The sequence below is a fragment of the Corynebacterium camporealensis genome (genome assembly GCF_000980815.1).
GTDB lineage: Bacteria > Actinomycetota > Actinomycetes > Mycobacteriales > Mycobacteriaceae > Corynebacterium > Corynebacterium camporealense.
This window is the reverse complement of sequence record NZ_CP011311.1, coordinates 695,931-716,093: the sequence shown is the minus strand read 5'-3', so window position 1 is coordinate 716,093 and position 20,163 is coordinate 695,931. Positions and strand designations below refer to the sequence as shown.

At 57.6% G+C, this 20,163-nt stretch carries 22 protein-coding genes and 1 other RNA gene; 13 read left to right on the top strand and 10 right to left on the bottom strand.

Annotation, left to right across the window (positions count from 1 at the left end; translation table 11 throughout):
- Positions 1 to 2: 2 nt before the first annotated feature.
- Positions 3 to 1,589, bottom strand: coding sequence for an AbgT family transporter (locus tag UL81_RS03375; RefSeq protein WP_082099160.1), 1,587 nt, complete (start codon positions 1,587 to 1,589; stop codon positions 3 to 5).
- 211 nt (positions 1,590 to 1,800) lie between these two features.
- Here UL81_RS03375 and UL81_RS03370 point away from each other — a divergent pair, with 211 nt between their 5' ends.
- Positions 1,801 to 3,075, top strand: a complete 1,275-nt coding sequence (locus tag UL81_RS03370; RefSeq protein WP_046453260.1) for an SLC5/6 family protein — start codon at positions 1,801 to 1,803, stop codon at positions 3,073 to 3,075.
- 245 nt (positions 3,076 to 3,320) lie between these two features.
- Entirely contained in the window at positions 3,321 to 3,695 is a 375-nt protein-coding gene (locus UL81_RS03365; RefSeq protein ID WP_035106943.1) for a PH domain-containing protein, read from the top strand.
- 119 nt (positions 3,696 to 3,814) lie between these two features.
- Here UL81_RS03365 and UL81_RS03360 read toward each other — a convergent pair whose 3' ends face one another.
- Positions 3,815 to 4,324: a GNAT family N-acetyltransferase gene (locus tag UL81_RS03360; protein WP_035106942.1), complete on the bottom strand. Its 510-nt coding sequence runs from the start codon at positions 4,322 to 4,324 to the stop codon at positions 3,815 to 3,817.
- Positions 4,325 to 4,368: 44 nt separating this feature from the next.
- Between UL81_RS03360 and UL81_RS03355 the strand changes: the two genes are divergently transcribed.
- Positions 4,369 to 4,746 (top strand): thiol-disulfide oxidoreductase DCC family protein, encoded by a 378-nt coding sequence (locus UL81_RS03355; RefSeq protein WP_158407902.1) that lies wholly within the window; start codon positions 4,369 to 4,371, stop codon positions 4,744 to 4,746.
- Between the two features lie 39 nt (positions 4,747 to 4,785).
- Positions 4,786 to 5,946 (top strand): glucose-1-phosphate adenylyltransferase family protein, encoded by a 1,161-nt coding sequence (locus tag UL81_RS03350; protein ID WP_035106941.1) that lies wholly within the window; start codon positions 4,786 to 4,788, stop codon positions 5,944 to 5,946.
- A 60-nt stretch (positions 5,947 to 6,006) separates the two neighbouring features.
- Here UL81_RS03350 and ssrA read toward each other — a convergent pair.
- The 5 genes from ssrA to ftsE all read right to left on the bottom strand — a co-directional run bounded on the left by ssrA (position 6,007) and on the right by ftsE (position 8,918).
- Positions 6,007 to 6,387: a transfer-messenger RNA gene (ssrA, locus tag UL81_RS11615) on the bottom strand.
- Positions 6,388 to 6,451: 64 nt separating this feature from the next.
- Positions 6,452 to 6,802 (bottom strand): DUF488 domain-containing protein, encoded by a 351-nt coding sequence (locus UL81_RS03345; RefSeq protein WP_035106940.1) that lies wholly within the window; start codon positions 6,800 to 6,802, stop codon positions 6,452 to 6,454.
- Positions 6,803 to 6,804: 2 nt separating this feature from the next.
- Positions 6,805 to 7,308, bottom strand: a complete 504-nt coding sequence (smpB, locus tag UL81_RS03340; protein ID WP_046453258.1) for an SsrA-binding protein SmpB — start codon at positions 7,306 to 7,308, stop codon at positions 6,805 to 6,807.
- Between the two features lie 17 nt (positions 7,309 to 7,325).
- On the bottom strand, positions 7,326 to 8,228 hold the full coding sequence (ftsX, locus tag UL81_RS03335) for a permease-like cell division protein FtsX (protein WP_035106937.1): 903 nt from the start codon (positions 8,226 to 8,228) through the stop codon (positions 7,326 to 7,328).
- The gene (gene ftsE / locus UL81_RS03330) at positions 8,229 to 8,918 is read right to left on the bottom strand and encodes a cell division ATP-binding protein FtsE (RefSeq protein ID WP_035106935.1); all 690 of its coding nucleotides are present in this window, start codon (positions 8,916 to 8,918) and stop codon (positions 8,229 to 8,231) included.
- 148 nt (positions 8,919 to 9,066) lie between these two features.
- On the opposite strand from ftsE, the gene UL81_RS03325 reads away from it, so the two are divergent.
- Complete coding sequence (locus tag UL81_RS03325) at positions 9,067 to 10,725, top strand: AbgT family transporter (protein WP_046453257.1); 1,659 nt, start codon at positions 9,067 to 9,069, stop codon at positions 10,723 to 10,725.
- A 66-nt stretch (positions 10,726 to 10,791) separates the two neighbouring features.
- Here UL81_RS03325 and prfB read toward each other — a convergent pair whose 3' ends face one another.
- Positions 10,792 to 11,895, bottom strand: a complete 1,104-nt coding sequence (gene prfB, locus UL81_RS03320; RefSeq protein WP_035106934.1) for a peptide chain release factor 2 — start codon at positions 11,893 to 11,895, stop codon at positions 10,792 to 10,794.
- A 69-nt stretch (positions 11,896 to 11,964) separates the two neighbouring features.
- On the opposite strand from prfB, the gene UL81_RS03315 reads away from it, so the two are divergent.
- Both UL81_RS03315 and hisN read left to right on the top strand, forming a co-directional pair.
- Positions 11,965 to 12,792: an inositol monophosphatase family protein gene (locus tag UL81_RS03315; RefSeq protein ID WP_035106932.1), complete on the top strand. Its 828-nt coding sequence runs from the start codon at positions 11,965 to 11,967 to the stop codon at positions 12,790 to 12,792.
- Positions 12,785 to 13,564 (top strand): histidinol-phosphatase, encoded by a 780-nt coding sequence (gene hisN, locus UL81_RS03310; protein WP_035106931.1) that lies wholly within the window; start codon positions 12,785 to 12,787, stop codon positions 13,562 to 13,564. The genes UL81_RS03315 and hisN overlap by 8 nt, the downstream gene beginning before the upstream one ends.
- Before the next feature lie 109 nt (positions 13,565 to 13,673).
- Here hisN and UL81_RS03305 read toward each other — a convergent pair whose 3' ends face one another.
- Positions 13,674 to 14,843, bottom strand: a complete 1,170-nt coding sequence (locus tag UL81_RS03305; RefSeq protein ID WP_035106929.1) for a S1 family peptidase — start codon at positions 14,841 to 14,843, stop codon at positions 13,674 to 13,676.
- A gap of 187 nt (positions 14,844 to 15,030) precedes the next feature.
- On the opposite strand from UL81_RS03305, the gene UL81_RS03300 reads away from it, so the two are divergent.
- From UL81_RS03300 to UL81_RS03290, 3 genes are all read left to right on the top strand, one after another.
- A complete protein-coding gene (locus UL81_RS03300) occupies positions 15,031 to 16,632 on the top strand; it encodes an aspartate:alanine exchanger family transporter (protein ID WP_035106926.1) in 1,602 nt (533 codons plus the stop codon).
- 336 nt (positions 16,633 to 16,968) lie between these two features.
- Positions 16,969 to 17,286 carry an SdpI family protein gene (locus UL81_RS03295; protein WP_236684501.1) on the top strand — a complete coding sequence of 106 codons (318 nt, stop codon included), beginning with the start codon at positions 16,969 to 16,971 and terminating at the stop codon, positions 17,284 to 17,286.
- A gap of 77 nt (positions 17,287 to 17,363) precedes the next feature.
- Complete coding sequence (locus tag UL81_RS03290; RefSeq protein ID WP_035106923.1) at positions 17,364 to 17,711, top strand: SdpI family protein; 348 nt, start codon at positions 17,364 to 17,366, stop codon at positions 17,709 to 17,711.
- 6 nt (positions 17,712 to 17,717) lie between these two features.
- Here UL81_RS03290 and UL81_RS03285 read toward each other — a convergent pair whose 3' ends face one another.
- Positions 17,718 to 18,338: a LysE family translocator gene (locus tag UL81_RS03285; RefSeq protein ID WP_035106921.1), complete on the bottom strand. Its 621-nt coding sequence runs from the start codon at positions 18,336 to 18,338 to the stop codon at positions 17,718 to 17,720.
- Between the two features lie 104 nt (positions 18,339 to 18,442).
- On the opposite strand from UL81_RS03285, the gene UL81_RS03280 reads away from it, so the two are divergent.
- The 3 genes from UL81_RS03280 to UL81_RS03270 are packed head-to-tail and all read left to right on the top strand — an operon-like array spanning position 18,443 to position 20,059.
- The gene (locus tag UL81_RS03280; protein ID WP_046453256.1) at positions 18,443 to 18,901 is read left to right on the top strand and encodes an Lrp/AsnC family transcriptional regulator; all 459 of its coding nucleotides are present in this window, start codon (positions 18,443 to 18,445) and stop codon (positions 18,899 to 18,901) included.
- A 26-nt stretch (positions 18,902 to 18,927) separates the two neighbouring features.
- Complete coding sequence (locus UL81_RS03275) at positions 18,928 to 19,443, top strand: methylated-DNA--[protein]-cysteine S-methyltransferase (RefSeq protein WP_035106919.1); 516 nt, start codon at positions 18,928 to 18,930, stop codon at positions 19,441 to 19,443.
- Positions 19,444 to 19,453: 10 nt separating this feature from the next.
- Entirely contained in the window at positions 19,454 to 20,059 is a 606-nt protein-coding gene (locus UL81_RS03270) for a DNA-3-methyladenine glycosylase I (protein ID WP_035106917.1), read from the top strand.
- The last annotated feature ends 104 nt before the right edge of the window (positions 20,060 to 20,163 follow it).

Here is a 20,163-nt window from a genome sequence, read left to right as displayed (position 1 = left end):
CCTTATCCTTCCATCATGATGCTATTGCCAGGTCCCAGCGGCAGGTCCACGTAGAACCAAATTGCCAGGAGGATGGTCCAGGCCAAGAAGAACGGAATGACATAAGGAATCAATCGCGACATCAAGGTGCCCAGACCAGCGTCCTTCTCATAACGCTGCAGCATACCCAAAATCACGATCATGTATGGATTCAAAGGCGTAATGATCTGCGTTGCAGAGTCGCCCACACGGAAGGCTGCCTGCACAAACGCCGGCTCGTAGCCCAGCAGCGCGTACAACGGCACGAAGACTGCCGCCATCAGCGTCCACATTACCGAACCGGAGATAATCAGCAGGTTCAAACAGGACGCCAGGATGATAAACGCCAGGATGGCCGGAAAGCCGGTCAGGCCGATAGTCTCCAGGAAGGCCGCGCCCTTCACCGCAGTCCAGGTACCAATACCGGTCCACGAGAATAGTGCGACGAACTGGCCCAAAATAAACGCCAGCACCAGGAAGGACAGCATGTCCTTCAGCGAGCCCATCATCATATCCACGATGTCTTTAATCGAGCGCACCGTGCCGACCACCAGGCCATAAGTGATACCCATGACCAGGAAGTAGATAAAGACAATAAAGACAATAGAGTCCAGCAGCGGTGAGCTTGGCAAAAAGCCGGTGGTCTCATTGCGCCACGGCGAAGCCGTCGGCAGCACCGCCAGCAAAATTAGTGCGGTCAGAATCAACACCGCGACGATGGTGATCACCAAGCCGCGCTTTTCGGTGCCCGAGAGCTCAGCCTTGATCTCTTCTTCTTCCTCGTCGCCTTCCTCAACAGCGCGCTGCTCAGTCGGCACGTCTTGCTTCCACATGCGCGGCTCAATGATGCGGTCGGTAATGAAACCGGCCAAAATACCCAGCACAATCGAGGAAGCAATGTTGAAGAAGTAGTTCGACACCGCGTTGACGTCGGTGTAGTCAGTACCCGGCAGGGTATCCATCACCGCGTTGGTGATACCCGCAAACAGCGCGTCCAGGGAGGTCGGCACCAGTGCGGTCGAATAACCCGCGCCCACGGCGGCGAAGCCACCGATAAGACCTGCGACCGAGTGGCGGCCGGCGGCCTTAAACACCATGGCGGCCAGCGGTGGCACCACGACGAATGCGGCATCGGCCATGACCGATGCAGTCACACCGATAACGCCGACCGCGTACGGCAGCACCGCTTTCTTCGCGCTACCGAAAAGCTGGCGAATCAATGCGGAGAGCATTCCGGAACGCTCTGCCACACCGACAGCCAGCAAAATAGGAAGGACGGTCACCAGCGGCGGGAAGCCGATGTAGTTCTCGCCCATTGTGGTGGTCAGCCAGGTCATTCCCTCACCGGTAAATAGACCCTTGACCGCAAGTTCTTCTTCTGTACCCGGCACGATGACGGATACGCCCTGCCACGCCATAATCGACGAGGCCAAACCTGTAATCAGGAACAGTCCCAAAAAGAGAGTAAAAGGCTCGGGCAGCTTGTTGCCCAGCTTCTCCACTCCGGTCAGGAACTTATCCAGCCATGACTTCTTGGTCTTCTCTGATGATTGCGATGTTGCAGTAGCCATCTTTGGCTCCTTCCGAAGATGGGAGATAGCTTATCTGTCTACTAGGTCACATCGCTAGGGTTTAGTGATTTATTTACAGAACCGTTTCCTTTGACCTCGTTCACAGTCGGGGGTGAAACATGCAGAGATTACAGTCACATTTTGACTTATATGTATACCTGCTCAAAACTTAGAAGTGTTACGTGGCCACCCACAACCATTAAGGCAGAACGTGAACCAAAGCTCTACCTCCCCCGCCACTGCCTCCTCCGGCGAACAAAAGCACAACTCTAATATCGAATGGGCGATCTCCCTCTTCGGCACCGCCGTGGGCGCAGGCATCCTCTTTCTTCCGATTAACGCAGGTAGCTTCGGCTTCTGGCCGTTGCTGATTGCCACCATCCTCATCGGCCCGATGACCTATTTCTCCCACCGCGGTCTCGCGCGCATGATCTGCGCCTCCCCGCGCCAGGGTGACGACATCACTGAGGTGGTCACCGACTACTTCGGTGATAAGGCTGGCCTGCTGATTTCCATCCTCTACTTCTTCGCCATTTATCCCATCGTGCTGATTTATGGCGTCTCCATCACCAACACGGTCGACAGCTTCATCGTCAATCAGCTCAACGGCCCGTCCATCCCGCGTGCCCTCCTGGCATTCCTCCTGGTCGGCATCATGACCATCGTTTTTGCCTTTAGCCAAAACATCGTGCTGAAGGTCACCCAGTTCCTGGTCTACCCACTGATTTTCGCCCTCGGCGCCATCTCGCTCTACCTCATCCCGCGCTGGGACTTCGCTTCCTTCATGGAAGTCGGCACCACCGACTGGCGCATGGTCGGCGCGGTCGCACTCATCATCCCGGTGATGGTCTTCTCCTTCAACCACTCCCCTGCCATCTCGCAGTTCTCCCTGGCAATGGTGCGCGCCCACGGCAAAGAAAAGGGCTCAGAAAACGCCTCCCGCACCCTGGTCATTACCGCCATCTTGCTGACGGTATTCACCATGTTCTTCGTCTGGTCCTGCACCCTGGCACTGGGTGCGGACGGCATGCAGGAAGCCCGCGAACAAAACCTGCCCGTCCTGTCCTACCTGGCTAACGAAACCGGCGTACCGGTCCTGGCATTCATCTCCCCGCTGATCGCCATCGCCGCAATCGTCTCCTCCTACTTCGGCCACGTGCTCGGCACCACCGAAGGCGGCAACTACCTCGTCCGCCGCGCCGCACCAGGGCTGGCCAAGAAACTCTCCCGCTCGCAGATCAACACCGCCGTCCACGTCTTCATCTTCGTCACCGCCTGGATCGTCGCCATCATCGACCCATCCATCCTGGGACTTATCGAAGCCATCGGCGGACCATTCATCGCGTCCATCCTGTACCTGCTGCCGATGTACGCCATCCACAAAATCGACGCCCTCGAACAGTTCCGCGGCCGCGCCTCCAACTACTTCGTGGTCATCGCCGGCCTCGTCGCCGTCGGCGCCACCATCTGGAGCCTGTTCGTCTAACCTCCACTTCCCCCACCGGCCCTGGCACCTGCCAGGGCCTTTTTCATGCATTGCTTGACGATGCTCCTTAAATCATCGCAGCACCTATCCGCTTCCCATCTCACGGTTGGTCTCGGTCATAGCGTGTTTAAACTCACGCTCCCCCTCCAAACCAAACGATGAATCCACCATGAGCCGCCCCTCTCTCCAGGTAATATCACTTATCGCGCCAATTGAGTGCGCAAGGCTGAAGCAAAGGAATAGGCATGGAAGCTAGTAAGGTTGCAGATTGGACATTCTTTGAGGAAGTGCCCATCCCGCAAGACGTAACAGAACTGCTCGTACAAGGCGAACAGGCAGTGTGCGCTTTCAAAACATTTCGTGACTCAGCTATTTTCACCACCAAACGCTTAATTGTGCGTGACGCGCAAGGCATTCGGGGCAAGAAAGTAGAAATCTATTCCTTGCCCTATTCGGCAATCAACATGTGGTCATCCGAGAGCGCAGGATCCCTACTCGACGCCAACGCAGAAATCGAACTATGGACTAGAGCAGGAGACATCAAAATTAAGATCGGCCCTAAGTGCGATGTGCGCCGCATCGACACGCTGATCGCCCACGCAGTTCTCAACAACTTCTAACCACCTGCCGGAATACTGTCCTCAAAACCAGTGCCATTTCGGTTCGGGTCGCTTGGTAGTGATCAGCCAACAACCCAGATCGCGACTTAATCCCCGGCTAAAGTGTCGATGGTTGAGTACTACGAGTCCTTGCGGAAAATGAATTCCAGGTCGCGGTGTTCGCCGACCTCGAAGTAGTACTCACCGACCTTGTTAAAGCCGTACCTGTTATAGAAGCGCTGTGCACCGTAGTTTTCTGACCACACACCTAGCCAAATGGTTTTCTCTCCGAGCCACCCCAGGGCGGTGTTCATCAAGCGCGCGCCGTAACCACCAGCCTGGTAATCAGACAGAATATAGAGGCGTTTGATTTCCCCATCCGTTTCCTGGACTTTTTCATACGGCAGGCTGCACGGTCCTGCGAGTACATAGCCAACCGTGTTATCTCCCAACTCCAACAGCCACACCGCATAATCGGCATCGGCAAGCAGGCGTTTGTGTTTACCTAAGTCATAAGCGCTTTCAAGGAAGCTAGCCAGATCTTCTGGCGCGTAGAGGTGCCCGAAGGTTTCTGTGAAGGTCTCTTTCGATAGCGCCACGAGGGCTTCAGCGTCCTCGACTCCGGCACGGTGAATACTCAAAGCAGTCATTCTCCCAGCGTAATTAACGAGGGTCCACAGGTAGAATGCACACCATGCTCTTTATCTACGACGCCGATTGTGGTTTTTGTACTGCAGCGGTGAAGAGATTTCGAAAGCTGTTCCCGAAGGTTGAATTCACTGCTTCCCGGGAGGTTAACCTTTCCGACTTTGGCCTCACTCAAGAAGACGCCGACCAACGGGTCTATCTCATCGTGCCGAGCGCGCACAGCTTCACAACCTATGGCGGTGGTCGTGCCGTGACAGGTCTCCTATCCAGTTGGGGCCGGGGCGGAAAAGTAGCCGCGAAGCTGCTTTCCTTCTTTCCATTCCGCGTCCCTATTGAAGGCATCTACAGGCTCGTTGCCCGCAACCGCCACGCATTGACGGGCGGCGACACGACATGCGGCGTAGTCCCCCAAGCCCAAAAGTAATTCACTTGGGAGGCCACATTCTCCGGTATTGTATTGGAAATGAAACTTCCTAAGGTGCTCGCGATCATTTTGGCCGGTGGCAAAGGTTCACGCCTGGAGTCGCTGACAGACCACCGGGCAAAGCCTGCTCTTCCCATCGCTGGAACGTACCGCCTGATTGATATTTCCTTGTCGAATCTGGCGCATTCCTACACCACCGATGTGATTATGGCGCTGCAGTACCTGCCGAATTCCATCAACGACCACATCAAGGGTGGTCGCGCGTGGGACCTGGACCGTTCCTACGGTGGTCTCCAACTGGCGTTTCCGTTTGAAGGTAAAGAAGGCGAAGGCTTTAGTGCCGGCAATACGTCGACGCTGCACTCCCAGATTCAGGAAATCGAAAAGCACGACCCTGACCTCGTTCTGGTCCTTTCCGCCGACCACCTTTACCTGGTCAACTACCTAGATGTCCTCGATACTCACCAGACGCTGGAAGCAGACCTCACCATGGTCACCACCGACATCAACGAAGACCCAAGCCGTTACTCCGTCGTGAAGGCGGAAGACCAAATCGTCACCGATTTCCAGTACAAGCCAGAAGAGCCGATTTCCAACACTGTCGGTTGTGAAATCTTCTTATTCAAGACCAAGAAACTGGTCGACGCATTGCGCGAGCTTGCCGAGAAAGATGAGCTCGCGGACTACGGCGATGATCTGATTCCCTACTTCGTGGAAAACCACCGCGTCGCACAGCACAAGCACAACGGTTACTGGCTGGACTTAGGCACCGTGCAGTCTTACTGGGCAGCTCATATGGAAATCTTGGCTGGTGAAGGCATCCGCTTGGACGATGAAAAGTGGCCTATCTGGTCTGCCCAGCCGCAGCTTCTACCAGCAAAGATCCACGAGAGTGCCACCATTGACAACTCGCTCATCGCCCCCGGCGCTAACGTTCGCGGTGAAGTCATCAATTCCGTTATTGGCCCATGCGTGACCGTCGAAGAAGGTGCCACCCTGCGCAACTGCGTCGTACTAAACAACGCGACGATTCCATCCTGCGCGAATCTACTCAACGCCATCGTCGACTTCGATGCCGAGGTCACCGCTCACGACCGCGGCAGCGCCAAGCACATCACGCTCATCGACTCCAACGGCCAAATCACCGTCCGCGCACCATTCGACCAAGGAGAACGCCTGCCCTCGTGGGCTCGTGACTAACACTGCAGCTTGATTATCCAAGAAAATAGCCCCTCACCTGCTTAAACAAGTGAGGGGCTGCAGTGGAGTTGCCGGGAATTGAACCCGGGTCCTTCGTCACCTTGCCAGGGCTTCTCCGTGCGCAGTTCGCGCGGAATCTCTACTCGGCCCTCCGGATCGGGCGAACACGTTCCGGATGATGGGCCCAGCCGCCAGTAAGAGTCCCATCCGGCCCTGACGGCGCGGCCGGATGGCAAGTTCCCTAGTCGATGCCAGGATCTAGGTCAGGAACCAAACCTAGGCTGACAGACACGCGTCGCTGTAATTAGGCAGCGAGGGCGTAGTCACGCTGAGAGTTCTTCTCTGCGTTTATTGGTTGCTACGACGCTTAACGGTGGTCTCTAGCCTGCACCGGCACGCTTCCCCTGGCGCAGCGTACGAAGTCGAAACCAAATCAACCCCATACACCGTGTAGGACGGGTAGCGTTTCCTTCCTACGGTTCATACAACCCTACCGGATACGTAGTTATTCCCCAAGCCACTGAGCAAGCACGATCGCGTGATTGCAGTCGCGGTCTTTGGCCGCAAATAACAAGGTGAGATCCTCTTGGGCGAGCTCACGGAGTTGGCGCAGCTCGGTTGTCTGGTTGGCATCGAGTTCCGCGCGATAGCGGCGGGAAAATTCGTCGAAACGCTCCGGGTCGTGATTCCACCACTTGCGCAGTTCCGGGGAAGGCGCGAAGGATTTGAACCATTCATCGTAAGGCAGGTCCCGCTTTGCGATGCCCCGCGGCCACAGCCGATCTACTAACACCGCCGTGCCACGAATAGCAGTCTCCCCTGTGACTACATCGTGGACCTTGGCGGTAGTGATCATTGTTAGACGTTGATGCCCTTCACGCGACGGCCGAGTTCACGAGAGATTTCGCGGTCTTGGTCGCGGCGTTTGATGTCTTCGCGCTTGTCGTAGTCCTGCTTACCTTGGGCCAGGCCGAGTTCCAGTTTGGCGTAGCCGTTTTTCAGGTACACCTTCAGTGGAATCAAGGTCTTGTTGCCGTTGCGGACTTGGCCGATGAGCTTATCGATCTCGCGACGGTGCAGCAGCAGCTTACGGGTGCGCTTGGGGCTATGGTTCGTCCACGAGCCCATGGAGTACTCCGGGATGTGGAGGTTGCGCAGGTAGACCTCGCCTTTGTCGATGGTCGCGAAGGCGTCGTTAAGCGAGATCTTGCCCTCGCGCAGCGACTTGATTTCGGTGCCCAGCAGTACGATTCCGCACTCGTAGGTGTCGAGAATCTTATAGTCGTGCCGGGCGCGCTGGTTGGTAGCCAGCGTGGCTGTGCCGTCCGCTGGCTTCCCCTTCTTCTTACCCTTTTTTGCCATAACCCCTTCAGTGTAACTTACTTGCGCACATACGCACGCATGGTCACCTGCGCAGCCAGGCCGGCAAAGAGGATGGCCACCAGGCCGGTCAGTGGCAGGGCAATCCAGATATCGCCGGTCTTAATCGGGGCGATGAGCTGCGAGTCATACAGGCCAGACAGTGCGGGGTCGAGGACGAACTTCTTGCCCACGAAGACGCCGACACCGGCCAGGATGACGCCGATGAAGGTGCCCAGGACTGCCTCGAGCACGAATGGTGCCTGAGTAATCCAGCGCGAAGCGCCGACGATGCGCATAATCGACATCTCACGCGAGCGGTTAAACGCTGCGATTTGCACCATGTTGGCAATCAGGAAGATGGCGGCAATGCTCATCACCGCAGCCAACAAGAAGGTGGCATTGCGGATGGAATCCAAGTTGCTGGTGGCATCGCGGACTTCTTCGACCTGGTCAACGACAGTGTCGACCTGCGGGAGGTCACGCACGGCATCGATAGCATCGGTCTGGGTCGGGTCAGTCAGGCGCACGTGCAGGGCAGCCTGCAGTGCATCCGGGGAAGTCTCCTCCACCAGGACTGGATCGGTATCGCGGAAGATTTCCGAGAAACGCTCATAAGACTGCTCGCGGGAGCGGAACTCGACGTGCTCGACGTTGTCGTCGGCTTCGAGCTGTTCCTTCAGATCGCGACACGGTGCGGTGCTGCAGTCTTGATCAGTATCGGAGACCTCATCGTTGAACTGCACCATGACCTCGACGCGCTCGAGATAAATCTCTTTGGTGTCGTTGGTCATGTTGGTCACCAAGATGCCCGCGACCACCAGGCCGACCGAGATGGCCGTGGTGATAATCAAGGCAATGGTCATGGTGAGGTTACGGCCTAAGCCTTTGAAGGCTTCGCGGAAAACAAATCCCAATTGCATTTACAGCGCCTCCCCGTAGACCGCGTTGGCTTCATCGCGCACCAGCTTGCCATTTTGCAGCTCGATAACGCGCTGACGCGCTTCGTTAACCGCACGCGCATTGTGCGTCGACATCACCACGGTGGTGCCGCGGCGGTTGATACGCGCCAGCAACGACATGATTTCAGCCGCGGTGGCAGGATCCAGGTTGCCGGTTGGCTCATCGGCAAGCAATAGCTTCGGACGGTTCACAAAGGCACGGGCAATGGCCACGCGCTGCTGCTCACCACCGGAAAGCTCATGGGGCAGGCGGTACTGCTTGGAACCCAAACCCACCATTTCCAACACCTCAGGCACTGCCTTATCGATGCGAGATTTCTTCTTGCCGATGACCTCAAGGGCAAAAGCCACGTTTTGGTAGACATTCAACTTCGGCAATAAGCGGAAGTCCTGGAATACATAACCCAGGGACTGGCGCAGACGGTTGATTTCCTTGCCCTTGAGCTGGTTGACGTGGAAGCGGTCAAAGTGGATGTCACCGCTCGTGACATTGGTCTCGCGCACCATGAGCTGCAAGAAGGTGGACTTACCAGAACCGGAAGGACCGATGAGGAAGACGAATTCGCCGTCTTCGATCTGGAAAGACACCTCATCCAGCGCTGGGCGCGCTGAGGCCTCATAGACCTTGGTTACTTTATCGAAGGTGATCACTTGCTTAACTGTAGCAACATCTGCAACACCTAGAAACCCCTCCCAATAAAGGGGTAAAGCTGCCAAATCAGATTTCACGTCGTACAGTGATACGAAACACTTTCGTGTTTAAAGGCCCGACGAGAACAACAAGAAAGCGCCGTGACCTATGAATGATACCACCACTGAAAAGGAAACCCGGCAGGAATCCCCGGGCGGATTCCTCGGAACAATTGAGAAAATTGGTAACAAGTTGCCAGATCCATTCTGGCTCTTCGTTATCTTGGCCGGCCTCGTAGCTATTAGCTCCTGGATTGGCTCGATGGTCGGAATGCAGGCAGAAGACCCCGAGACCGGCGAGCCGGTGTACGTGGAGTCCCTGCTTACTGGTGAGAACATCTCCCGCATGGTCACTGACGCGGTAGAAAACTTCACCTCCTTCCCACCACTCGGTGTCATCCTCGCAGTGATGCTGGGTGTGGCCGTGGCTGAGCAGTCTGGACTGCTGTCTGCCCTGGTGCGCGCCATGGTGGCCCGCGTGAAGCCAGGCATGCTGACCTTCGTGGTAGCACTGGCCGGTGTGACTGGCTCTGTGGCATCCGATGCTATTTACGTCATCCTCATCCCACTGGGTGCTATGGCCTTCCACGCTGTGGGCCGCTCCCCCATCGTGGGTGCGATGGTGGCCTTTGCGGCATCGTCAGCAGGCTTTAACGCCTCGCTGATTCTGAACATCACCGACCTGCTGCTGGCTGGCATTTCGACCCCGGCGGCACAGATGGTCGATGAAAACTACGAAGTTTCCCCGCTGGCGAACATCTTCTTCGTTATTCCTTCCGCCATTGTGCTGTCGCTGATCATTACCGCAGTGACTGAGTTCTTCATCAAGGACAAGGCCCAGGAACTGGTTGACCACGACAAGATCAACTACGAAGAAGTCTCCTTCTCCAATGCCCAGGGTGGCAACAACGAAGAAGTTGAGGACGCTCCGAAGGGTTCTGCTACGGCCGCTGAGGAAAGCGACTACGACTTCGCCGACGATGAAGAAGCAATGAAGCTCAAGCCTTATGAAGTCAAGGCTCTGACCGCTTCCGGCATCGCCCTGCTCATCTTCCTGGCTGGCTTCTTCGCTTTGCTGTTTATCCCGGCTTCCCCGCTGTCTGGTCCAGATGGCGAGTTCATGGAATCGCCGCTGATTACCGCCATTGCAGTCCCGATTGCGCTGGCCTTTTTGACCGTGGGCATTGTCTACGGCGTGGTTGCCAACACCATTACTGAAGCTGCCGATGTCCCGGACTTCATGGCCAAGGGCATTAAGACCCTGGTGCCGATGCTGGTGCTCTTCTTCGCCGTCGCGCAGTTCCTGGCATGGTTCGAGTGGTCGAACCTGGGTGTCTGGACCGCAATTAAGGGCTCTGAGCTCCTGCAGGCATGGGATCTGCCGCCGCTGCTGATGTTCGCCGGCCTGGTACTCATGGTGGCCCTGCTGAACCTGTTCATCACCTCTGGTTCTGCACAGTGGGCACTGATGGCTCCGGTCATCGTCCCGATGATGATGTACGTGGGCACCTCCCCGGAGGTTTCCCAGATGCTGTTCCGTATCGGTGACTCCCCGACAAACATCATCACCCCGATGTCGCCGTACTTCGCACTGGCACTGACCTTCCTGCAGCGTTACTACAAGCGCGCGGGCGTCGGTACGCTGATGTCCCTGGCTCTGCCGTACTCCATCAGCATGCTGGTCGGCTGGTTCATCTTCTTCGCAATCTGGTACCTCATCGGCATTCCGCTGGGCCCAGGTTCCCCAATGGATTACCCGGCCTCCTAAACAGCCGAAAACAGTTAAAGACCCAGCACCCGCTGGGTCTTTTTCTTGTGCTATTTCGTTTCTTGGCTATTCCGATTCTTGTTGCTGCGCCATGCGCCAGCGGATACCGGCTTCGAGAAAGTCATCGAGGTCGCCGTCGAGCACCTTGCTGGGGTCGCCGACTTCGTGGTTGGTGCGTAAGTCCTTGACCATTTGGTACGGGTGCAACACGTAGGAACGCATCTGATTACCCCAAGAGGCATTGCCGCCTGCACCTAGAGCGTCAAGTTCGGCGCGTTCTTCCTGACGCTTGCGCTCCAACAGCTTGGCCTGCAGCACGCGCATGGCAGAGGCCTTGTTCTGAATCTGGGACTTTTCGTTCTGGCAGGTCACCACGATGCCGGTCGGGATATGCGTTAGACGCACAGCGGAGTCGGTCGTATTCACCGACTGGCCACCCGGACCGGAGGAACGGTAGACATCCACGCGGACCTCGGAGTCCGGAACCTCAATGGAGTCGGTCTGCTCCACCACCGGCAGTACTTCGACCTCCGCAAAAGAAGTCTGGCGGCGGCCCTGGTTATCAAAGGGCGATAGACGCACCAGGCGGTGTGCACCCTGCTCGACGGACAGCTGGCCATACATGTATTCGCCGTGCACGACGAAGGTCGCAGACTTAATGCCAGCTTCTTCGGCATAGGAGATGTCATAGACATCAACTGGGTGCCCATGCTTTTCCGCCCAGCGGGTGTACATGCGCATAAGCATTTCCGCCCAGTCGGCAGCATCGACACCGCCGGCACCAGAGCGAATGTTGATCACGGCCTCGCGCTGGTCGTACTCACCAGACAGCATCGTGGTGACTTCCAAAGACTCGATGGTCTCGGCGAGGTCGTCGAGTTCTTCATCGGCAAGCGCGGTATCGCCCTCTTCTTCTGACAGCTCATACATCACTGGGATGTCAGTCAACCGGCCACGCAGGGATTCCAGCTTGCGCAACTTCGCCTGCGCACCAGACAACGCCGAGGTGACTTTCTGCGCATGGGCCGGGTCATCCCACAGTGACGGGTCGCCGGCCTGGGCTTCGAGCTCGCGTACTTGGGCAGCCAGCTGTTCAGGATCCATGACCTTCTCAATGGTGTCGAAGGTGGTCTCTAGCTGCTTAAGACGTGCTTGTACTTCCGGGCGCATAGGCTCCCAGTCTACCGTTTAGAAACCCTTAATTAGCGATCGGCCGCATTAAGGGCGACAATTGAGCCCATGAGTCAACAGCCGAGCTTGAACGAGATGATCGACGCGATCGCGAAGACCTTCATGGTCGCCCACGCCGACGATAACGACGCCCACTTAGCCCAGGCGCTGGTCTATAACGCAGGGCGATTGGCCTGGCGCATGCGTGAGCAGGGCTTGAACGTCGATCAGAAGACCTCCGTATCGGATGTCGTCACCGATGCCGATCGTGCCGCCGAACGCTTCGTTGCCACGGTGCTCGAAGCCCTGCGCGGCGAGGATGGCCTGCTCGGCGAGGAAGGTGCCTCCCGCGAGTCGAAGACCGGGCGTACCTGGGTCATTGATCCGGTCGATGGCACCTACAACTTCACCTCTGGTTCGGATTACTGGTGCTCTGCACTCGCACTTCGCGATGACAACGAGCTCATCTTAGGCGCCGTCCACCGCCCTGCCATGGGTTATACCTGGTTCGGCGGCAAGGACAACCCCACCACTCGTGACCGTCAGCCGGTGCAAAAGCTTAACGATGCCCCCGCCTCCCAAATCAGCTTAAGCTCCTACCTGCACCCCACCAGCATGGTCAATGCTGATATCGCTGCTGCGTGGAAGTCTGTGGCCCAAAACTTTGCCACCGTCCGCATGCTGGGTGCTGGCTCTGTTGACTTAGCATCTGTTGCCGATGGCACCTTGGGCGCCTGGATGCAGCACAGCGTCCCGGACTGGGATTGGCTACCAGGCAAGGCCCTGGTGGAATCTGCAGGCGGAATTGGCAAAAAGGTGCAAGCTGGTGGAGTAGAGTGGTGCCTCGCTGGTAATGCCCAGGTAGTAAAGGAAATGGAAGGCTGGCTCCGTGGGTAAGTACAAAGAAGATCTGGGCTTAGCCCTGGAATTGGCTGGTCGCGCGGACACGCTGACCATGCACCGCTTTGAAGCGTCTGACCTGCACGTCAAGGAAAAGCCGGATATGACTCCGGTCTCTGATGCTGACTTAGCCTGCGAAAAGCGCCTGCGCGCCGCGTTGAAGGAAGCTCGCCCGCAGGATGAAGTCCTGGGCGAAGAATTCGGTGGTGAAGCCTCTTTCGAAGGCCGCCAGTGGGTCATTGACCCTATCGATGGCACCAAGAACTTCGTACGCGGCGTTCCGGTCTGGGCCACCCTGATTGCTCTGCTGGAGGACGGCGAGCCCGTCGTCGGTGTCGTCTCCGCTCCTGCCCTGCGCCGTCGCTGGTACGCCGCTAAGGGCTCGGGCGCCTACCGCGTCTTCGGCGGTGAACCAAAGCGCCTGCACGTGTCCAAGGTGCGCGCGCTTTCCGATGCCTCCCTAGCGATTAGTTCCCTATCCGGCTGGGCCGACCGCGGCCTGCGGGAGAACCTCATCGGGCTGTCCGATGAAGCCTGGCGCCTGCGCGGCTACGGCGACTTCTGGAACTACTGCCTGGTTGCCGAAGGCGCTGTTGACGTCGCCGCCGAACCCGAAGTCTCCCTCTGGGACCTAGCAGCACCTTCCCTTATCGTCACCGAAGCCGGCGGCACGTTTACCAACGTCGAAGGCGAGAATGGCCCGCACGGCGGCTCCGCCGTCGCTTCCAACGGCCTGCTCCAAGACACCGTCCTCCGCAAACTGAACTAACCGGTTGAAGTAAAACGCAAGAAGCGGGGCGCCCGGGTTCTTCCCGGCGCGCCCCGCTTTCCTATTTCCTCTTAGTCTTCTTTAGTCTTCCCGAAGAAGTCTGAAGGACTTATTCGGGAAGGTGGAAGCCTGCTCCTACTCCGCCGCGGCGGTTGAGGTCAGCGAGGATGGCGTCCATGTTGGTTGCCATGGTTGGTGCGTGTACTGCGCCCTGCAGTGGGGAGTGGCACGCGAAGTTACCGATGACACCGCCGGTGATGGAACCGACGAGGCGACCCCGGCTAAACAGCGGTGCGCCGGAATCGCCCTGCATTGCACAGACCTGGTTTACCTGCAGTTCCTGACCCTGTACGTAGGTCATGCCGCAGGTGGTGCCGGTGGCAACGCCGCGCTTACAGGTGAGTTCACCCGGGCGGACGTTGCCGCCGAGCTTGTTGGCGTGAACGCCGTTGTAGCTGCGGGTGACTTCAGCCTGGGAACCAAACTCGATCACGGAGTAGTCCAGGTACTCGTTGCGATCGACGATGGTGCCGGTCGGGCCAACCTGCCAGGAGTCAGCGGAGGTGACCTCGTCGCCGACCTGACCACAGTGCGCGGCGGTCAGACCGACCTTGCGGCCTTCAGCATCGTTACCGGCAACGGTCAGGGTGCAGAAGGAGTCCTCGCCGATATATAGCGGGGTGCCCGGACCGTACAGGGACTTATCCTGGGTCATCGCGGTATCGGACTCATCTGGGATGCGTGGGGCATCGAAGAACGAGCCTGGTACGCGGTGCAGAATGAACTCTGCCTCTGGCTTACCGGCAGCGACCTTGGAGAACATGTCGTTCTTCCACTGGTAGTACGGGTCGTTGCCCAGTGGCTTCCAGTCTGGCTGGGTGGCTTCCTCCAACAGCCCAATCGGGTTGGGGTTGGTGGCTGGCTGTGCGTATTCCGCGGCGGCATCGGCAGCCTGCTGCACCTGGGATGCAGCCTGCTCAACGGCAGGAGCAACCTGTGGCGCTGGCTGCTCTGCTAGCTGTTCGGCCGGCTGCTGAGCTGGTGCCTGCGGTACGGCGGATTCCAGGGCAGAATCGACGGCATCGGTAACAGCCGTGTCTACCTCAGGAGTCTGGATACCGAAGTTCGCCAGGTCGCTGCGAACCTGGTCAACAAAGCCTGCGGAATCAAAGTTTGGCGTTGGTAATTCATCGGCACCCGCAGCTGGGGCACCGAAGAAAAACGCACCTGCGAAAGCCGAGCCCACCAGGACTTTCTTAAGGTGCGAGAGACGAAGCATAAAGCTGCCTTCTTTCGGTAGTGGATGAGCAAGACACCTTATGTTCGCACAAATGCATACATCGCACAGGCAGCGTTACAGAACGTTTTCAACCCGTTACCAATCATCCAGAATTCGGGTGCCCCTACTATGGCTTGTGTACGCTTTTCATCGGTTCCACTGCACCCAACTAGTTGTCTGAGACACCATGACTTCTTTGCTTGAATTCCTTGCTGTCCATCCCATTTTGCTGATCTTTGTGCTCATCGGCGCCGGGATGGCTTTGGGCAGTGTCCGCATCCGCAGCATCAGCATGGGTGCAGCCGCGGTGCTCTTTTTAGGCATTGGTATTTCTGCTGCTGCGGCAGCTGCCGATGTCGAGGCCACCCTGCCGCCCATCCTCGGCACGCTGGGACTAGTGCTCTTCGCTTTTGGTATCGGCAACAACTCCGGTGTGACCTTCTTCCAGTCGCTGCGCAGTGCCGCAGGGCCTGTCTTTGCGATGGTCGGGGTGTTCATCATCGCCGCCATCGTTGCGTGGGCTGTCGGCAGTTTCGTTCTCGACCTCGACATCGCCGTGATCGCCGGTACCTTTGCCGGCGCGATTACCAATACCCCTGCCCTGGCAGCTGCCAGCGAAGCCACCGGCCAAGCAGGCCCTGCAACCGTCGGCTATGCCGTGGCCTACCTCTTCGGTGTCATCGGCATGATGATTGCCACCGTGTTGGTGCTGCGCCGGGCTGGCGATGACGACGACACCACCGCACCCGTAACTACCGTGCACATCCAGGTCACCCACGACGGCTTCCGCATCGGCGACATTTTGGACTTAGGCGATAGCGAAGTTCAGGTCACCCGCCTGCGTCGCGTCGGACATAACGACACCGTGCTGCCCGTTCACGGTGACCACTTACACCCCGGCGATGTCATCACCGTGGTTGGTTCCCCGGAATACCTCAACCTCGTAACTGACACCGTGGGACGCGCCTCCCCGCAATTGCTTATCGAAGACCGGCACGAACTCGACTTTCGCCGCATCACCATCTCCAAACACGACCGCGCCGGTCACACCATTGCCCAGCTCAACAACGAGCTGTCCGATCGCTGGGGCGCTCGCATCTCCCGTGTGCGTCGTGCCGATGAAGACCAAGTAGCCATGCCCGAATTCGTCGTCGAACTCGGCGACCGCGTCCGCGTCGTTGGCCCTGCGGAGTCTTTGGAGGAAATCTCCAACTTCCTCGGTGATTCGTCTAAGGGACTCACTGACATCAACCCCGTAGCCCTCGGCCTGGGCCTATCACTGGGCTATGCCATTGGCCAGATTTCCATCCCGCTCCCGGGTGGTGATTCCTTCAGCCTGGGCGCTGCAGCTGGCGTGCTCATCGTCGCTTTGCTCATGGCACACGTCGGCCGCGTGGGCTCACTGATTACGGCACTTCCCCACTCCGCCAACACCGTGTTGGCCGAATTCGGTCTGCTGCTCTTTCTCGCCCAAGCGGGCACCAACGCCGGCGGCCAAATCGCAGAAGCCTTCACCGGTGGCGCCTGGATCAAGATTCTTCTGCTGGGCTTCATCATCACCACCATCGTCGCCGTCGGCGTGGTCATCAGCATGCGCAAGCTACTCGGCATCGGTGCCACCAAGACCGCCGGCATCCTCGGCGGCGCCCAAACTCAGCCGGCCATCCTGGCCTTTGCCAACACCCGCACATCCTCCGACCCACGCGTCACCCTCGGTTACACAATGGTCTACCCTGCCGCGATGATTGCCAAAATCCTCATCGCCCACGGCCTCGCCCTGTTGGGTTAAGCCTTTCTACCCGATCCCCCCAGTTCCCACTCTCCGCAGGATGACCTGCGTCAACATCTGCTAACCGACGAGTTATCACCTTCCTAACCGTCTTTTTATCAGAGTCCTAACCGTCGTTCTATCACTCTTCTAACCGTCGTGTTATCGGTGCCTGGGCAATCGCAGGTCCAATCCCGAGCGCTTAAATCTTTCCGCGGCAAGGATTGGTCTACCCGAGCCAATTAAGAATAATTTTCCATCTAAAAGCACCTTCTACAGCCTTTAGCTCTCGTAGGATTAAAGCTCTACTTTCCAGCAAGAACCAGGAGAGCTCCCGTGACTGTGTATTCGATAATTATGGCTGTCACTTGGTTGCTTGCTGGTTCCCTTATGTTGTGGGTTGGCGCGAAGGCGGACCAGGGCACGCTCAAACTGAACAATCTAGTCGGCATTCAAACTGCGACCCTTCTGCGCGATGAAAAGACCTGGGCCAAAGGCCATAAGGAAGCCGCGGGCTTCCTCAAAGCAAGCGGTGTCCCCATGCTGATCGGTGGCATTGCCTGCTTGTTTGTCGACGACGCCCTCATTGGGTGGTTGAGTATCCCCGCTGTCTTCTTTTTGCTGGCGTTGATTTTCCTTGCCACGATGAGGGCGCACGCAGCGGTGAAGGAATAACCATCGCAAAGCATCGCCCAGGCTCAGACCCGTAGCATTGACTTCACATTGACCAATGGAGACCGAGAGGGGCGCCCATGAGTACAGCTTCGATCGTTTTAGCTGTCGTCTGGCTGCTTTCTGGTGCTCTGGTGCTATGGATTGGAGTGAAAGCTGCCCAGGGAACACTGCCCAAGAACGAGTTGGCCGGAATTAGAACTGCAGCTGTCATGCGCAACGAAGAAACCTGGTTCAAAGGCCATAAGGCCGCTGCCGATCTCCTTATAACCAGCAGCGTACCGATGCTTATCGGAGGCATCGCCAGCCTCTTTGTCGCCAACGAGATTATCCTCTGCGTGATTAGCCTTGCCGTTGCCGTACTCGTACTAGTAATCACAATTCTTGCCTGCAGGAAGGCAAACGCAGCAGTCGAGGGATTACAGTAAACCCAGCTAGCCCACGAAGAATTCCTCAAAGAGCAGGTAGGCACCGATAGCCAGCATGATGATGCCGGAAGCATAGGCCACGATGCGGGCTGCGGCAGGGCGGGTGCGCAGAACGATGCGCGCGCCGTAGGCGACAGTCAGGTAGACCACGGTGACGTTGACGACATGGAACATGCCGATAATGAGCATCTGCAGCCCTACTGGCATCCACTGCTGCGGGTCGACGAACTGTGGGATGAGTACTAGCGCCAACAGGTAGAGCTTCGGGTTAAGGCCACTGACACCAAAGCCTTTGCCTAGTTGGGCACCCACACTGGATTCAGCAACGGCTTCACCCTCCTCCACTACTGGCGGGTTGCGCAGCATGACAATGCCCAGCCACATCAGGTACAACGCGCCAATGACCGTCAAGATGGTCAATACGATGGGCGCCTGCGAGACAATCGCACCCACGCCGGCAGCGACCACCACGCTGGCCAAGAAGTGCCCGCCAACCAGACCGATCACTGCCGGCAACGGTGAACGATTCTGCAACGCGGCGGCCATCGCATAAGCCCAATCCGAACCCGGGGTCACGCTTAACAGTGCGGACACACCCCAAAAGCCCAACGCCAATCCGAGATCCATAACTGTCCTTCCTTGTTTCTTGCAGCGCAAGACTATGCAAGGAAGCGCAGAAAATGTTTGCCACTTTTGCATCTAATTGACTTAATCGTGGAATAATTTCCCACATGGACAAGGTTGACCGGAAAATTCTTTCGCTACTGGAAGATGATGGGCGCATGACCATCACCACGCTTGCCGACGAAGCCCGCTTGAGCATCTCCGCCTGCCATCGTCGACTCAAAGATTTAGAGCGCACCGGTGTCATTACGGGCTATAGCGCCACTATCAATCCGGAAGCTATCGGTCGCGGTTTCCAAGCCATCGTGTTTGTCACCATGCGCGATGGCAACGGCCGCGCTATTCGCCAATTCGAAGAAGCACTCGACACCATTCCGGAGGTCCTCGAAGCCGACCGCCTCCTCGGCGATCCAGACTTCCTGCTGCGCGTGTCCACCACGGACTTAAACGCATTTCAAAAGCTTTACGATGACCACCTCACCGCCCTGCCCGGCGTCCTCAAGCTGTCCACCACACTGGTGATGAAACCGGTAGTCCGTCATCCACTCATGCAATCTGGCCGGTAGCCTTAACCGCAAAGAAAGGCAGCATCATGACCAACCTTCGCAATGCCTCCTTAAAGACCATGCTGGGAAGTATCACCCTCGTCGCTGAGGACGACAGCATCACCGGACTCTACTTCCCGGAGCATGCCCATAAGCCTGACGCTGAGGCTTTCGGCACCACGGTGCAACTGCCTGACGATGCCCTGCTCACCCAAGCAGCCGCCGAACTGCAGGAATACCTGTCGGGCACGCGCACGCTTTTCGATGTCCCCCTCTTCGCCCACGGCAACGAATTTTCTATCCGGGTCTGGGACATCCTTCGCGATATCCCCTACGGCGAGACCACCTCCTACGGTGAAATTGCCACACAGTTAGGCAACCGGCGTCTTGCACAGCGCGTGGGCCAAGTAGTCGGCCGTAACCCGATTAGCATCTTCATCCCCTGTCACCGAGTACTCGGCGCCGACGGATCATTGACCGGCTACGCCGGCGGCCTGGAACGCAAGCGCTTCCTGTTGGAACTGGAAGAACCAGCTGAGACTGCCGCCGGACGACTGTTTTAAGCTAAAGACCATGAGCACCCCTGATACTGGCGTTGTTGTTGGCGACGACGGCCTTGCCCGCCCTGCCTGGGCAGCTGTGGATCCGCTCTTGCGCGAATACTACGACACCGAATGGGGCATGCCAGTTCGCGATGAACAAGGCATGTACGAGCGCATCACCCTAGAAGCCTTCCAAGCAGGGCTGTCCTGGGCGACCATCTTGCGCAAGCGCCCGGCTTTCCGCGAGGCCTTCGCCAACTTCGACCCGGACGTCGTTGCCACCTATGACGACGCCGATGTGGAGCGACTACTCAATAACGCTGGAATCGTGCGCAACAAGGCAAAGATCCTTGCAGCCATCAACAACGCTCAGGCAACCATCAAGCTGCGTGACAAAGGCGGACTCGTCGACTTCGTGTGGTCCTTCCAGCCAGATGAAACCCCTCACCCGCACACTGTCGATGAGATTCCTACCAAGTCACCAGAATCTCTCGCCCTATCCAAAGCCATGCGCAAAGAAGGCTTCACTTTCGTAGGTCCCACCACGATGTACGCACTCATGGAAGCCAGCGGCATAGTCGATACCCACTTGGTCGACTCCCACCGCCGCGGTTCCTCCGGCGTCTGGCCTTCCTAGGCGATGTCGTCCTATCCATGTCGTTTTTGCAACCAACTAGGCCCAGATCTTCGCTGCGCGTCCAACTTCGCGGAGCAAATGGACACCGCCTTACAATGTGCGCC

What these genes read in the sequence shown, in the direction of transcription:
- UL81_RS03305 (WP_035106929.1), bottom strand. Translation starts at nt 14,843, where the DNA reads ATGCTTCGTCTCTCGCACCTTAAGAAAGTCCTGGTGGGCTCGGCTTTC.
- UL81_RS03290 (WP_035106923.1), top strand. Translation starts at nt 17,364, where the DNA reads ATGAGTACAGCTTCGATCGTTTTAGCTGTCGTCTGGCTGCTTTCTGGT.
- UL81_RS03375 (WP_082099160.1), bottom strand. Translation starts at nt 1,589, where the DNA reads ATGGCTACTGCAACATCGCAATCATCAGAGAAGACCAAGAAGTCATGG.
- UL81_RS03325 (WP_046453257.1), top strand. Translation starts at nt 9,067, where the DNA reads ATGAATGATACCACCACTGAAAAGGAAACCCGGCAGGAATCCCCGGGC.
- UL81_RS03345 (WP_035106940.1), bottom strand. Translation starts at nt 6,802, where the DNA reads ATGATCACTACCGCCAAGGTCCACGATGTAGTCACAGGGGAGACTGCT.
- UL81_RS03295 (WP_236684501.1), top strand. Translation starts at nt 16,969, where the DNA reads ATGGCTGTCACTTGGTTGCTTGCTGGTTCCCTTATGTTGTGGGTTGGC.
- UL81_RS03270 (WP_035106917.1), top strand. Translation starts at nt 19,454, where the DNA reads ATGAGCACCCCTGATACTGGCGTTGTTGTTGGCGACGACGGCCTTGCC.
- UL81_RS03300 (WP_035106926.1), top strand. Translation starts at nt 15,031, where the DNA reads ATGACTTCTTTGCTTGAATTCCTTGCTGTCCATCCCATTTTGCTGATC.
- prfB (WP_035106934.1), bottom strand. Translation starts at nt 11,895, where the DNA reads ATGCGCCCGGAAGTACAAGCACGTCTTAAGCAGCTAGAGACCACCTTC.
- UL81_RS03355 (WP_158407902.1), top strand. Translation starts at nt 4,369, where the DNA reads ATGCTCTTTATCTACGACGCCGATTGTGGTTTTTGTACTGCAGCGGTG.
- UL81_RS03365 (WP_035106943.1), top strand. Translation starts at nt 3,321, where the DNA reads ATGGAAGCTAGTAAGGTTGCAGATTGGACATTCTTTGAGGAAGTGCCC.
- UL81_RS03315 (WP_035106932.1), top strand. Translation starts at nt 11,965, where the DNA reads ATGAGTCAACAGCCGAGCTTGAACGAGATGATCGACGCGATCGCGAAG.
- UL81_RS03350 (WP_035106941.1), top strand. Translation starts at nt 4,786, where the DNA reads ATGAAACTTCCTAAGGTGCTCGCGATCATTTTGGCCGGTGGCAAAGGT.
- UL81_RS03280 (WP_046453256.1), top strand. Translation starts at nt 18,443, where the DNA reads ATGGACAAGGTTGACCGGAAAATTCTTTCGCTACTGGAAGATGATGGG.
- UL81_RS03360 (WP_035106942.1), bottom strand. Translation starts at nt 4,324, where the DNA reads ATGACTGCTTTGAGTATTCACCGTGCCGGAGTCGAGGACGCTGAAGCC.
- UL81_RS03285 (WP_035106921.1), bottom strand. Translation starts at nt 18,338, where the DNA reads ATGGATCTCGGATTGGCGTTGGGCTTTTGGGGTGTGTCCGCACTGTTA.
- UL81_RS03275 (WP_035106919.1), top strand. Translation starts at nt 18,928, where the DNA reads ATGACCAACCTTCGCAATGCCTCCTTAAAGACCATGCTGGGAAGTATC.
- smpB (WP_046453258.1), bottom strand. Translation starts at nt 7,308, where the DNA reads ATGGCAAAAAAGGGTAAGAAGAAGGGGAAGCCAGCGGACGGCACAGCC.
- ftsX (WP_035106937.1), bottom strand. Translation starts at nt 8,228, where the DNA reads ATGCAATTGGGATTTGTTTTCCGCGAAGCCTTCAAAGGCTTAGGCCGT.